Origin of the sequence: Streptococcus danieliae, assembly GCF_009767945.1 — a bacterium.
GTDB lineage: Bacteria > Bacillota > Bacilli > Lactobacillales > Streptococcaceae > Streptococcus > Streptococcus danieliae.
Genome location: NZ_WSRS01000044.1, coordinates 1 through 14,726 on the forward strand (window position 1 = coordinate 1; position 14,726 = coordinate 14,726).

Genomic DNA, 14,726 nt, shown 5'->3' on the forward strand with positions numbered 1-14,726 from the left:
GAGGGACAATGACTTGGGCGTTTCTCTAAGGAGCCTTCGATGATTTGAGCCATACGATTGCGTCTATCTTTACGATAAATAAGCCAGTCTTCTTTGAAAGTGATGTCTAGGTCTTGAATTCCGAGTAATTTTTGAGTATTATAATCCATATAAAGCAATTCCTATTCTGATGTTTTTTTGTTCACTTATCAGTTTAACAGGAATTGCTTTTTTTGTGCTCTGAATGACAAAAAAAGCTGTATGGAATTTGAACTTTCCACACAACTTATTATAGAACCAAAATACCTTTGACGCAGTAGTTGATTGGGTCTAACAGCATTGTATGCTGTTAGAGAGTACCAAATCTTGTTTGCGAAGCAAACTCCAATCGTTCGCTTGATAGCGAACATTTCATGTTCGTCCATATCATAGGCTCAGCGAGTCAATTCCTGACTCGCTGAGAGGACTCCGAACCCGACCTAATCAACCTTGCGGGGGTGGGACTACGAACTAATTTTGAAAAAAATTAATTCTGTCCCACTCCCTTTTTACGCTTAAGATTCAACTGTCAAATCTTCTTCAATGGTTTCTTTTTCAACTTCCAATTCTGGAGCCATCAACTCCTCAATGGTTTCGACTTCATTGACAGCTTTTGGTTCCAAGTTCCGGTAACGAGCCATACCTGTACCTGCAGGAATAATCTTACCAATGATAACATTTTCCTTCAAGCCAAGGAGATGGTCCTTCTTACCACGGATCGCCGCATCTGTAAGGACACGAGTGGTTTCCTGGAAGGAAGCCGCAGAAAGGAAGGAATTGGTTTCCAAGGAAGCCTTGGTAATTCCCATCAAGACTGGACGAGCTGTCGCTGGAACCCCACCTGAGATCAATACATCACGGTTAGCATCTGTAAAGTCGGTGATATCCATCAAGGTACCCATGAGAAGGTCTGTATCTCCTGGATCCATGACACGCACTTTACGGATCATTTGACGAACCATGACCTCAATGTGTTTGTCACCGATTTCCACCCCTTGGCTACGGTAAACTTTTTGAACCTCAGCCAATAGATAGGTTTCAACGGACAGTACATCACGAACAGCCAGCAAGTGTTTTGGTTGGATAGATCCTTCAGTAAGCGCTGCACCACGAGCGACCTGGTCACCAACTTCGACCTTCATCCGTGCTGTAAATGGCACAACATACTCGCCCTGACCAAGTGGGCCTTCCACAAAGACTTTCTTAGTCCGTGTTGAAGCGTCCTCTTCAATGGCCACAACTTCACCCTTAACTTCGGTGATAACCGCTTCCCCTTTTGGATTACGGGCTTCAAAGATTTCCTGAACCCGAGGAAGACCCTGGGTGATATCGGTATTGGAAGCAACCCCTCCCGTGTGGAAGGTCCGCATGGTCAACTGGGTACCAGGCTCACCGATGGATTGAGCGGCGATGGTACCAACGGCTTCACCAACTTCAACTGCATCACCTGTCGCCAAGTTGATTCCGTAACAGTGACGGCAAACTCCATGACGGGTGTTACATGTGAAGACAGAGCGAATCGTTACTTCTTCAACACCTGCTGCAACAATAGTCCGGGCCAAGTCTTCTGTAATCAAGATATTTGGACCAACCAAGACCTCACCTGTTTCTGGGTGTTTAACCGTCTTCTTAGTATAACGACCAGCCAAACGCTCTTCCAAGGACTCAATCATTTCCTTACCATCAGTGATGGAGCGAATCAAGAGACCACGATCGGTTCCACAATCATCCTCTCGGATAATAACGTCTTGGGCAACGTCAACCAAACGACGGGTCAAGTAACCAGAATCGGCGGTCTTCAAGGCCGTATCCGTCATACCCTTACGGGCACCGTGGGTGGAGAAGAACATTTCCAAGACAGACAAACCTTCGCGGAAGTTAGACAGGATTGGCAATTCCATGATTCGTCCGTTCGGAGCAGCCATTAAACCACGCATTCCGGCCAACTGGGAGAAGTTGGAGATGTTACCCCGGGCTCCGGAGTCCATCATCATAACGATTGGGTTCTTCGGATTCTGGCTAGCAGTCAAGGCATTTTCCAAACGCTCTTTGGCTGCACGCCACTCACCTGTAACGGCATTGTAACGCTCATCATCGGTGATCATACCCCGACGGAATTGTTTGGAAATTTGTTCAACCCGCTCATGAGAGGTTTCGATGATTTCTTCTTTATTCGCAATAACGGGGATATCCGCAATTCCCACTGTCAAACCAGCGAGGGTTGAATGATAATAACCCAAATCTTTCAAGCGGTCCAAGAGCGCAGAGGTTTCTGTTGTTCGGAAACGTTTGAAGATTTCAGCGATGATATTTCCAAGATTTTTCTTTTTGAATGGAACATTCAATTCCAAATCAGCCAAAACTTTATGGATATCTTGACCAGATTCCAAGAAGTACTTATCTGGAACCCCCTTGACCAAGTTATCATTGGTTGGTTCTTGGAGGTATGGCAATTCTGCTGGCATGATGGCATTAAATAAGATCTTACCAACAGTTGTGACCATGATCTTCCCTTGTTGGTACTCTGACCAAGGTTTATCCAACTTATCGGTCGCAATACCAACACGGGTATGAACATGCACCAAGCCATTACGCCATGCCATGATCGCTTCATCCGCATCCTTGAAGACCATGCCTTCGCCTTCACGTCCAGCTTCTTCCATAGTCAAGTAGTAGTTCCCCAAAACCATGTCCTGAGATGGGGTTACAACTGGCTTCCCGTCTTTCGGGTTCAAGATATGCTCAGCGGCCAACATCAAAATCCGTGCTTCTGCTTGAGCTTCTTCAGATAGGGGCACATGGATGGCCATTTGGTCTCCGTCAAAGTCGGCATTGTAGGCCTCACACACCAGTGGGTGCAAACGGATGGCCTTACCATCGATCAGAACAGGTTCAAAGGCCTGGATTCCCAAACGGTGAAGGGTCGGTGCGCGGTTCAAGAGAACTGGATGTTCTTTGATCACATCTTCCAAGATGTCCCAGATACGCTCGTCGCCACGTTCTACTAATTTTTTAGCTGCTTTGACGTTTTGGACGATATCCCGAGCTACAATTTCCCGCATTACAAACGGTTTGAAGAGCTCAATCGCCATTTCACGCGGCACACCACATTGGTACATTTTAAGGGTTGGACCAACCGCGATAACCGAACGACCAGAGAAGTCAACCCGTTTTCCAAGCAAGTTTTGACGGAAACGCCCTTGTTTTCCTTTCAGCATGTGGCTGAGGGATTTCAACGGACGGCTACCTGGACCTGTGATTGGACGACCACGACGACCATTGTCAATCAAGGCATCAACGGCTTCCTGCAACATCCGTTTTTCATTTTGCACAATAATTCCCGGTGCATTCAACTCCAACAGACGCGCCAAGCGGTTGTTCCGGTTGATAACCCGACGGTACAGGTCATTAAGGTCAGAAGCCGCAAAACGTCCACCGTCCAATTGAACCATCGGACGAAGGTCTGGTGGGATAACCGGAAGGATGTTTAGAATCATCCATTCCGGTTTGTTACCAGACTTGTAGAAGGCATCCAAAACATCCAAACGACGAACAGCCTTAATCCGTTTTTGACCGGTTGCAGACTTGAGTTCTGCTTTAAGTTCTTTAATCTCTGCTTCCAAGTTTACTTGTTTCAACAAGTCTTGGATTGCTTCCGCTCCCATTTTCGCAACAAAGGAACCAGAACCATAGCGGCGAAGGTTTTCCCGGTACTCACGCTCGGTCATGATTGACTTGTGCTCTAATGGCGTTTCTTTCGGATCAATCACAACATAAGCCGCAAAGTAAATAACTTCTTCCAAAGCACGCGGGCTCATGTCGAGGGTCAAGCCCATACGGCTCGGGATTCCCTTGAAATACCAGATATGGGATACAGGAGCCTTCAACTCAATATGACCCATCCGTTCCCGACGCACACGAGCTTCGGTTACTTCAACCCCACAGCGGTCACAGATGATCCCTTTGTAACGAAGGCGTTTGTATTTCCCACAGGCACACTCCCAGTCCTTGGTTGGTCCAAAAATAACCTCGTCAAAAAGCCCTTCACGCTCCGGCTTTAGAGTCCGGTAGTTAATGGTTTCTGGTTTTTTGACTTCTCCGTAAGACCATGAACGGACCTTGCTTGGAGAGGCGAGTGTGATTTGCATACTTTTAAAACGATTTACATCAACCACTCTATCTTACCTTTCTTTTGGTTCACTTATTTTGATTCATCTGCATCGAAAGCCTCTTTTGCTTCCCGTGCAGCTTTTTCACGTGCTTTTTCCAAATCATCGACATGGATGATGCCATTATCTTCCCCTTCATCCAAATCGCGCAATTCAACTTCTTGATCATCTTCATCAAGCACGCGCATATCTAGACCCAAGGATTGCAATTCTTTGACAAGAACGCGGAAGGATTCTGGAACACCTGGTTTTGGAATTGGATCACCTTTGGTAATCGCTTCATACGCTTTAAGACGACCATTCACATCATCTGATTTATAGGTCAAAATTTCTTGAAGAACATTGGAAGCGCCATAGGCTTCGAGAGCCCAAACCTCCATCTCACCGAACCGCTGTCCACCGAATTGTGCCTTACCACCCAATGGTTGCTGAGTAACCATCGAGTAAGGTCCAACAGAACGGGCATGCAATTTATCGTCAACCATGTGGTGGAGCTTGATCATGTACATGACCCCAACAGAAACACGGTTATCAAACGGCTCACCAGTGCGACCATCATAAAGGACGGTCTTGGCATCTGAGTCCATACCTGCTTCGCGAACAGTATCCCACAAGTCTTGTGAACTTGCTCCGTCAAAGACCGGTGTTGCAATGTGGATTCCGAGGTTCCGAGCGGCCATTCCCAAGTGAAGTTCCATTACCTGACCGATGTTCATCCGTGATGGTACCCCCAATGGGTTCAGCATGATGTCAACCGGTGTTCCATCTGGAAGGTATGGCATATCTTCTACAGGAACAATCCGAGACACAACCCCCTTGTTTCCGTGGCGGCCGGCCATCTTATCCCCAACCTTGATTTTACGTTTTTGAGCGATGTAAACACGAACCAGCATGTTGACCCCTGATTGAAGCTCATCACCGTTAGCACGAGTAAAGATCTTCACATCACGGACAACTCCGTCGGCCCCATGTGGTACCCGAAGAGAAGTATCCCGAACTTCACGTGACTTATCACCGAAGATCGCATGGAGGAGGCGTTCCTCTGCAGAGAGGTCCTTCTCACCTTTTGGTGTCACTTTACCAACAAGAATGTCGCCTTCTTTAACTTCTGCTCCGATGCGGACAATTCCCATTTCATCCAAGTGGCTAAGGGCATCTGGCCCAACGTTTGGAATTTCGCGGGTAATTTCTTCAGGGCCTAACTTGGTATCACGGGTTTCAGACTCGTATTCTTCCAAATGCACAGACGTGTAAACATCGTCTTTGACCAAACGTTCACTCATGATAACCGCATCCTCGAAGTTGTACCCTTCCCAGGTCATGTAGGCCACGATAGGGTTTTGTCCAAGGGCAATTTCCCCATTTTCCATGGATGGTCCATCGGCGATGAAATCGCCTTTTTCTACCTTATCACCCAACTTAACCAAGGTCCGTTGGTTGTAGGCTGTACCTGAGTTGGAACGACGGAATTTGGTTACTTTATAGATATCCAAGGAACCATCTTCACGACGAACTTCAACGCGGTCAGCGTCGGCATACGTTACGATACCATCGTGGTTGGCGATAACGGCTGCTCCAGAGTCGTGGGCAACTTGGTATTCCATACCGGTACCAACGTAAGGGGCTTTCGGATCAATCAATGGCACCGCTTGACGTTGCATGTTGGCTCCCATGAGGGCCCGGTTGGAGTCATCGTTTTCCAAGAACGGAATACATGCGGTTGCGACGGCAACTACCTGTTTTGGAGAAACGTCCATGAAGTCTACAGAGCTTGCTGCATACTCTTGGTTATTTCCGCGGTGACGTCCCATGACGATATCAGAGAGGAAGTGTCCTTCTGCATCCAAGGCAGAATTCGACTGAGCCACGATGTACTCATCTTCTTCATCCGCTGTCAACCACACGATTTCGTTGGTTACCAAACCTTTTTCACGGTCAACCCGGCGGTAAGGGGTTTGAATAAAGCCGTATTTGTTCAAATGACCATAAGAGGCCAAGTTGTTAATCAAACCGATGTTAGGTCCCTCAGGGGTCTCGATTGGACACATCCGACCATAGTGGGTCGCGTGTACGTCCCGCACCTCATAACCCGCACGATCCCGTGTCAAACCACCAGGTCCCAAGGCAGACAAACGGCGTTTGTGAGACAACTCAGAGAGAGGATTGTGCTGGTCCATGAACTGGGACAACTGAGAAGATCCAAAGAATTCTTTAATAGCCGCAGTTACAGGGCGAATGTTGATAATCTGTTGAGGGGTCAAGGCTTCATTATCCTGAACACTCATCCGCTCCCGGACATTTCGCTCCATCCGTGACAAACCAAGGCGAACTTGGTTGGCCAGAAGTTCCCCAACTGTCCGGATCCGACGATTTCCCAAGTGGTCAATGTCATCGATCCGTCCCATACCTTCAGAAAGGTTGAGGAAGTAGCTCATTTCTGCCAAAATATCTGCTGGAGTGACAGTCCGGACTTTTTCATCTGGATTACCATTTCCGATAATGGTTACAACCCGATCAGGATCCACAGGTGACACAACCTTAAATTTCTGAAGAACCACCGGCTCAGTCAAGACTGCTGAATCATTTGGAATGTAGACAATCTTATTGAGATCACCGTCCAATTGCGGAGCCAACTGATCGATTAAGTCACGCGTCATAACTGTTCCCGCTTCAACAAGGATTTCGCCAGTTTCTGCGTCCACCAATGGCTCTGCCAAGGTTTGGTTCAACAGACGAGTTTTGATGTTGAGCTTTTTATTGATTTTATAACGGCCAACAGCAGCTAAGTCGTAACGACGTGGATCGAAGAAACGGGCAATCAAAAGGCTGCGAGAAGACTCTGCCGTTTTTGGTTCACCTGGACGAAGGCGCTCATAAATTTCCTTCAAGGCCTCGTCTGTTCGTGAATCCATTGGATTCTTGTGTACATCTTTTTCAATACTGTTGCGAACAAGAAGGCTGTCTCCAAAGATGTCGATGATTTCATCATCACCAGAGAATCCAAGAGCACGAACAAGAGTGGTAAACGGAATCTTCCGCGTCCGGTCAATCCGTGTGTAAGCAATGTCTTTCGAGTCTGTTTCTAACTCCAACCAAGCTCCACGGTTAGGAATCACAGTTGAACCATAACCCACTTTACCGTTCTTATCCACTTTATCATTGAAGTAAACTCCAGGAGAGCGCACCAACTGGGATACGATAATCCGTTCAGCACCATTGATGATAAAGGTTCCCATTTCAGTCATGATTGGGAAATCTCCAAAGAATACTTCCTGGGTTTTAATTTCCCCAGTTTCCTTATTTACAAGACGGAAGGTCACAAAAATAGGAGCTGAAAGGTTGGCATCATGTGCACGCGCTTCCTCAAGTGTATATTTTGGCTCCCGCAATTCGTATCCGACAAACTCCAACTCCATCGTATCCGTGAAGTTTGAAATTGGAAGTACATCTTGGAATACTTCTTTCAAACCATGGTCCAGGAATTCTTTAAATGAGTCTGTTTGGATTTCAATCAAATTTGGTAAATCAAGAACTTCTTTGATTCTTGAAAAACTACGACGTGTACGGTGTTTCCCATACTGAACTTCATGTCCTGCCAAGTTGATAACTCCTTCTTTTTATTGGACGCAGGCTTGTGCCCAGCCGCTCCCCCATTGTCCTTTTAAAGTCATTTAATTTATCTTTTATTACTTTTTAATTCGTCTTGCCGTACTTCTTTGAAACTTTCCTCGAAAGTTTTATTAGCAAGAGGCTGGGACAAAAGTCTAGCCTCTCTCTTTATGATTAGCAAAATACCTTTGACGCAGTAGTTGATTGGCAGTTTCGTTCGCCTTTTAGGCTCCGAACCCGACCTAATCAACCTTGCGGGGGTGGGACTACGAACTAATTTTGAAAAAAATTAGTTCTGTCCCACTCCCTGTCTACGACTCATTGCCTCGTACTAAAAGTAAACTAAACAACTATATAATTTTTAGAAAATTTAAGAATAGATTACAATTCTCAAAAAGACTAAAATGAGACACAAAAAGAGCAGCTAAATCGACTCGTTTTCGGAATGATTTAACTGCTGAAAGCTCCGACCGGACAATATTTCGGCAGAGCAAACGACAACTGATTCAAAAAATTATAGCATAAATAGGAATAAAGGGCAAGGGCTTTGAAAGGAAAATCGGAAACACCTACTCCAAGTCTTTCAACCCCCAATACTCGGACCCTCCACCCCCCGTCGAAAGCTTTTAATTTTTCTGAGAATTATCTGACAAATATTTGACCCTCTGCTTTTCTTATGCTAATCTTAACAATATAGATAGATTTCTTATTTAACCATGGATTTCGAGGAGATAATCCTAAAATTCTATTCCCCTTTGAACATCTCCCCTATTCAAACTAGAGGATACTACTTATATAAGACCAGAAAGGAAGTCATTAGCACCTTTTTAAACAAAATTGGAGTGTGTTAAGACAATTACAGCCATGAACAAACCTCGTCTTTGGGCCGGGGCCTGCCTGCTCCTCTGCCTCCTATCTCTGAGCATCGGGGTCGGGAGCTTCTCTTGGTCAGACTGGCTTTCCGGCAATCAAGGCAGCCAGCTCCTCCTCTTAGAATCGCGAATTCCTAGAACCATCAGCCTCGTTCTCGCCGGCGCAGGAATTAGTCTCTCTGGCCTACTCATGCAGCTCCTGACCCAGAATTCTTTCGCAGCCCCATCAACCATTGGTACAACGGATGCCGCCAAACTGGGGATCCTCCTCAGTCTCTTTTTACCGGCCCCGACCATCACCCAGAAGATTATTCTGGCCCTGGGCACCTCGCTTTTTTTTAGCATCTTTTTTCTGAAAATTCTAAGGAAGCTCTTTTCCAGCTCCCCCTGGCTCCTCCCGCTTGTCGGAATGGTCTACGGTGGCCTCCTCAGCGCAGGGGGACAATTCCTAGCCTACCAGTTTGAGTTAGTCCAAAGTCTCAGCAGCTGGAGCCAGGGATCCTTTGCCATGGTCCAAACCCAGCAGTACGAGTGGCTTTTTGGCAGCCTCTTGCTGGTTCTAGCTAGCTCCCGTCTGGCAACAGCTATCAATATCATGGGCTTGGGTGCGGATACTAGTCAGAGTCTGGGAGTCCCTCAAAAGAAACTCGAATTCCTGATTCTGTTACTAATCTCACTGACAACTAGTCTCACCATGGTCACTGTTGGGAGTCTCCCTTTTGTCGGTGTTCTGGTCCCCAATCTCGTTCGCCGTTACTACGGGGATTCTTTGGAAAAATCCCAGACCATCACAGCTTTAGCCGGAGCCTGTCTCCTCCTAGTCGCTGACATCCTTGCACGGACGATTATTGCCCCTTATGAAGTGGCCATCAGCCTGATTCTAGGAATCGCTGGTAGTCTCGTCTTTCTCATTTTAATTTGGAGGTCCTACCGCCATGCCAGCTATTCCTAAACCCACTATCAAGAGACTAGCCGGTCTTGTACTACTTAGCCTCCTATTCTCTCTTCTCTATCTCTTTTGGGATTGGACAGAGCTACCGGACTTTCTCTGGCTTCTTAGGCAACAAAAGCTCTTCAGCTATACCCTGGTCGCAATAGCCACCGCCTTTGCGACCATCAGCTTTCAAACGGTGACCGGCAACCGCCTGCTCAGTCCCAACCTCTTAGGACTGGAAAGTCTCTTTGTCCTGATTCAGACAGCAACTATCTTTTTCAGTCACAGCTTACTAGCCCAGCAATTAGGACCTCTAGCAGAGTTTGGGGTCAGCTTAGGGATTCAGCTACTCTTTTTCCTCCTACTCCAGCCAGTCCTCAATCGCTTTTTGGAGCAGGATTTAATACTGATTCTCCTAACCTGTATGGCACTTGGAACCCTCTTTCGGAGCCTTAGCATCTTCCTCCAGGTTCTCTTAGATCCCAACGAATTTGACCAGCTACAGGCCAAGTTGCTCCCCAGCTTTCAACGGATCAATCTCCCCGTCCTCGGATTGGCAGCAGTGCTTATTGTACTTGCCTCTATCTACCTACTAAAAAAGGCATCCCTACTGGATTTATTAGCCTTAGACTTAGAAACTGCTGGCCTGCTTGGAGTCCAGACCCAACTCGTCCAAAAACAAGTTCTCTGGGCTGTTGTCCTACTCGTTGCCAGTAGTACCGCCTTGGTTGGCCCCCTTCTTTTCTTCGGCTTTCTTGTCTCCAATCTCAGCTACCTTTTCCTAAGTGATTACCACCATTCCTGGCTCTTCCCGATTGCCAGTCTGATTGGCTTTTGCCTACTCGTGTTCAGCCAATTCTTATCGGAGCAGGTTTTTCAGCTGCAGATTCCCAGTAACCAATTGATCGAGGTCATCGGAGGCAGCCTCTTTTTCTACCTCGTTTACAAGGAGAACACCAAACATGATTGATATTCAGAACCTCCATAAAAGCTACTGTAAGCGCCCTATCCTTGAGGACATCAACCTCACCATCTCACAAGGTTGTTTTACGGCCTTCATCGGCCCTAACGGGGCCGGTAAATCGAGCTTGCTCCGCATCCTCTGCCGCCTGGATAAGTGCACCCAGGGTCGCCTGGTCCTCAAGGGGCAAGAACTCCAAGCCTGGGGCTCGCAAGAACTGGCCCAGGAACTCACCCTCCTACAACAAAGGCTCAATATCCAGAGCCGGCTAACAGTTCATGACCTGGTTATCTTCGGTCGTTACCCCTACCACCAAGGCCGACCACGTCCAGAGGATGAAACCCGCGTCCAAGAAGTCTTAGACTATTTGGACATCAGCGACCTCAGCGCCCGCTTCATCGACCAGCTCTCTGGAGGACAACTACAGCGGGCCCTCATTGGCATGGTCCTGGCCCAAGATACAGAGCTCATCCTGTTGGATGAACCCCTCAACAACCTGGACCTCAAGCAAAGCATCGCCATGATGGACCTGCTCCGCCGCCTGGTCGATGAGCTGGGTAAAACCATTGTAATGGTTGTGCACGACATCAACCTGGCCAGCCAGTATGTCGATGAAATGGTCGCCCTCAAGGACGGCCACATCTTCCATCGCGGACCGACCGAAGAAGTCATGCTCAAGCCGATCCTCGATGAACTCTACGACATGGATCTAACCCTGACCCAGGTTCAGGGCCGAACCCTTTGCACCTACCGAAACTAGAAAGGTATTTTACACTAATGAACAAGAAACTGATTTCTATCCTTATCCTAGGACTTAGCCTCCTCTTCCTCGCCGCTTGCGGACAAAAGAATGAGTCTACCGATGTCAAGGCTGAAAACACTGTCACTATCAACAGCAAGCAAGGCAAGGTTGAAGTCCCTCTCAATCCTCAACGCATTGTCAGCCTCGACCTAGGAGCGGCAGACACTCTCCGCGCCCTCGGTAAAGAAGACCAACTGGTTGGCCTTCCTAAAAAAGGCTTGCCAAGCTATCTGCAAAACCTACCAGAAACCATTGAAAATGTCGGCAGCCTCAAAGAGCCCGATTTGGAAGCTATCGCCAAGCTCAAACCAGATCTCATCATCGCTTCAAGACGGACTGAAGAATCCCTCGAGCAATTGTCACAAATCGCCCCAACCATTTATTTTGAAAATCCCAACACAAACTACTGGCCTACAACCAAGGCGAACATCCTAGCCCTGGCCAGCCTCTTCGGCCAAGAAAGCGTTGACCAGGCCCAAGAAAAAGTCGCAGCCTTGGACAAGGAAATCGACCAACTGGCTGGCCTCAACGACAAATCGGATAAACAGGCCCTTACCCTTATGCTCAATGAGGGACAGATCTCAGCCTTTGGCCCAGAATCCCGCTACGCCTTCCTCTACGAGACCTTACATTTTAACCCAACAAAGGCAGATATTAAGGACTCTCGTCACGGACAGGAAATCAGTTTCGAGGGCATCCACGAAATCAACCCCGACATGATCTTCGTCATCAACCGAACGCTGGCTATCGGTGGCGACGACACCACCACTAAAGACCTGCTGGACAATGCTCTGGTGCAGGAAACCAAGGCCGCTCAAGGCAAGGCCATCATCCAACTCAGCTCCGACGTTTGGTACCTTAGCCAAGGCGGACTCGAATCCACTGAATTGATGCTCAAGGACGTCAAAGACTGGGCTGGAAAATAACATTCACCCCTAATTATTCATCTCCATTATAAAAATCAGGTGGAATCGTTGATAATCCAAGGATTCCACCTAGTTTCTTTGTTTCACCCATTAGGTGGAAAACAAAAACTTCCAAAAACCTTAGTATAGCAAGGGTTCTGGAAGTTTTTTGAATTCTGTATGAATAATTCGGGTTCACATAAAGTAAAAACCAGGAATCCGAGGGGAATTCCTGGTTTTTCGTCTAAAAATGATCGGCAGCAGTTCACCATCCATCGCAAAGCCTTTAGTTAGGTACTCCTTGAGGACTGTTGAGGCATACTGTCGGAACTGGATCCCACGTGGTGAGCGGACTCGGTAACCAATCGCTAAAATCATATCGAGATTGTAGAAAGCCGTCTTATTTGACTGGGTTTTTCCAATAATCACACCGTGTTGAGCCACCGCAGCCGCGAACGGAGTTCCAGGCAGAGCGTTTATCAGCGTCGCTACCGCCGACCATGAAGTTTTCAGTGGTAGCGGGAGCACCGTTGATGGCCCAGTTGCTGGTGACAGTCTGTCCACTCAAGCCGGCGCCTGGGAGTTGGCGGGTGGCGCAAAGGACTAACAATCAGTAGTTCAAAGATTTCAACAGTCTCTTATAAATACACAGGATTGAATCTAGAACAACTATACCACTAATATTTTATTTCAATTGCTCCATTTCCGTAATCTATATAATAATTTTTATAATCTAATCTTCTTAATCCATCACCAAAATGTTCCTGATTAATGGGTAAGCCAGCTGACTTTAATATCTCTACCACTTGTCTTTTTCCTGGATATATATCTAACAATTTTTTAAATCCGGGATTAATCACAATCTCTTTTTCATCGCAATAATATCCTAAAATATTATGAGGTAAAACACCTCGAACAAATAATTTTTCATTATCACGGTCCCGAAATCCTTTAATTCCAATTAATTTCGCAAATTCTACAACTTCAGACATATCTATATAACAAGAGTAAATACTTCCGGGACAAATAATTAAGACTACCGAACCCTTTTCCTCACGCAAATTTATAGAAATATTTTCTTTATTATCTGAACTTTCCACATCATTGACAACCTTATCTTTTTCACTAACCAAGCCTGCATATTCCTTAGCAATAGCTATACTACTACTTGTTGATAAAAAAGGTGATTTTGAGTGATAATCTTTATCCTGAATTTTATGAATAATAGCTTTCATAAGTAGGTATATTCTTTCTTCAGAAATGGACTTACTTTCTATATGACTTTGAATCGCTTCCCCTATATCTCCACAATTTAAACAAAACTCTCTATTTTTTAAAGCCTCTATAAGCGTCTCTTTAGTCTTTTTTATCATTCCTTCCATATTTTTTTCATATCTTCCGGTTAAAATCATTTTTTCTACTTTAGGTGAGTTGTCAAATATCCATGCTTTTTCACCAACAATAAATAAATCTTTAGAGAAAAATGACTTATATTGATTTGAACGGATGCCTCGATAAACTAGCGATGATTCTATTTCTTTAAAAATTTCTATAGTTCTATTATTCAAATCTCTACAAACATCTCTATCCTCTATACCTTCTTCATTTATAAATATTATCTTACAATCTTTAAACATCACTACTTACCTCATCTACACCAACCACAAAAAAACCTTCTTTTAGAAAATCCTCAACTTCTCTCTTATACTCATCTATTTCTTCATCAGTTTTAATATAACCCATATCCCGAGACCATTTTAAATATCTGTATAATTTTTTTAACAAGTGATTTATTATTTGTTATATTCCTCTGATTACCTATTATTAATGTATCAGAATACCTATGTAATTCATTTAAATCTGTATAAACTATCGTAACCTTAAGTTTCTCTAATTTAGCTTTCGATATATTATATACCTTAATCAAGAAAATATTTTCACTCTCTAAACGAATTAATTTAGTCCGAATCTTACCTTGTCTTGCTGCAGTAACTTTTTTCCCATTTACTAAAACTGGAATATCTTTAACAATAATCCCATGGCCAAGCCCAATGTTTGTTATTCTCATTGGTACAACTAAATTCACTACATCATCTTCTGTATCACTCAAGTCAACTTCATAATCTAAAATATTTCTATGTTTAGACTGAATTTCTCTGAATGGATATAAACCGATATCAAATTCATACTGGAAAAATGGCTTGATTGCTAATCGATTCTCCTCACGAGTTTTCTCCTTTTCATACTCCAAAGTCCAATATACCCCTACTATGGTTGCAACCGTCCCCAGTATAGATCCCCAAAAATCAATATTCAAATTCCAAGAATCCTTACTAGGAATATTATATACATCCAATAAGAATAACAGAACAATTGATAGGGTGTGTCAAGAATTTTGTGTAAACTCCAAAGCAGAGTTTGAATGTGTGTATTAATCGGACAAGGAATTGTAAGGA

8 protein-coding genes and 1 pseudogene are annotated in these 14,726 nt (G+C 45.3%); 4 read left to right on the forward strand and 5 right to left on the reverse strand.

Translation table 11 applies throughout. The features are described from left to right. Window positions 1–533: 533 nt before the first annotated feature. Together rpoC and rpoB are read right to left on the reverse strand one after the other, a co-directional pair. Window positions 534–4,193, reverse strand: a complete 3,660-nt coding sequence (rpoC, locus tag E5983_RS05650; RefSeq protein ID WP_160332920.1) for a DNA-directed RNA polymerase subunit beta' — start codon at window positions 4,191–4,193, stop codon at window positions 534–536. Window positions 4,194–4,219: 26 nt separating this feature from the next. Beyond that, window positions 4,220–7,786 (reverse strand): DNA-directed RNA polymerase subunit beta, encoded by a 3,567-nt coding sequence (gene rpoB / locus E5983_RS05655; RefSeq protein ID WP_160332921.1) that lies wholly within the window; start codon window positions 7,784–7,786, stop codon window positions 4,220–4,222. Window positions 7,787–8,660: 874 nt separating this feature from the next. Here rpoB and E5983_RS05660 point away from each other — a divergent pair. The 4 genes from E5983_RS05660 to E5983_RS05675 are packed head-to-tail and all read left to right on the forward strand — an operon-like array spanning window position 8,661 to window position 12,291. After that, entirely contained in the window at window positions 8,661–9,620 is a 960-nt protein-coding gene (locus E5983_RS05660) for an iron ABC transporter permease (RefSeq protein ID WP_160332922.1), read from the forward strand. Beyond that, window positions 9,604–10,572 carry an iron chelate uptake ABC transporter family permease subunit gene (locus tag E5983_RS05665; RefSeq protein WP_160332923.1) on the forward strand — a complete coding sequence of 323 codons (969 nt, stop codon included), beginning with the start codon at window positions 9,604–9,606 and terminating at the stop codon, window positions 10,570–10,572. Before E5983_RS05660 ends, E5983_RS05665 begins: the two co-directional genes overlap by 17 nt. Continuing rightward, on the forward strand, window positions 10,568–11,323 hold the full coding sequence (locus tag E5983_RS05670; RefSeq protein ID WP_160332927.1) for an ATP-binding cassette domain-containing protein: 756 nt from the start codon (window positions 10,568–10,570) through the stop codon (window positions 11,321–11,323). Before E5983_RS05665 ends, E5983_RS05670 begins: the two co-directional genes overlap by 5 nt. A gap of 17 nt (window positions 11,324–11,340) precedes the next feature. Beyond that, window positions 11,341–12,291, forward strand: a complete 951-nt coding sequence (locus tag E5983_RS05675) for a siderophore ABC transporter substrate-binding protein (RefSeq protein ID WP_160332924.1) — start codon at window positions 11,341–11,343, stop codon at window positions 12,289–12,291. 237 nt (window positions 12,292–12,528) lie between these two features. On the opposite strand, the pseudogene rhuM reads toward E5983_RS05675, so the two are convergent. The 3 genes and pseudogenes from rhuM to E5983_RS05690 all read right to left on the reverse strand — a co-directional run. Beyond that, window positions 12,529–12,705 (reverse strand): annotated as a pseudogene (gene rhuM / locus E5983_RS05680) (RhuM family protein); the annotation flags it as partial. A 242-nt stretch (window positions 12,706–12,947) separates the two neighbouring features. Next, entirely contained in the window at window positions 12,948–13,910 is a 963-nt protein-coding gene (locus E5983_RS05685; RefSeq protein WP_160332925.1) for a hypothetical protein, read from the reverse strand. An 89-nt stretch (window positions 13,911–13,999) separates the two neighbouring features. Further along, complete coding sequence (locus E5983_RS05690; protein WP_160332926.1) at window positions 14,000–14,587, reverse strand: hypothetical protein; 588 nt, start codon at window positions 14,585–14,587, stop codon at window positions 14,000–14,002. Window positions 14,588–14,726 lie beyond the last annotated feature (139 nt).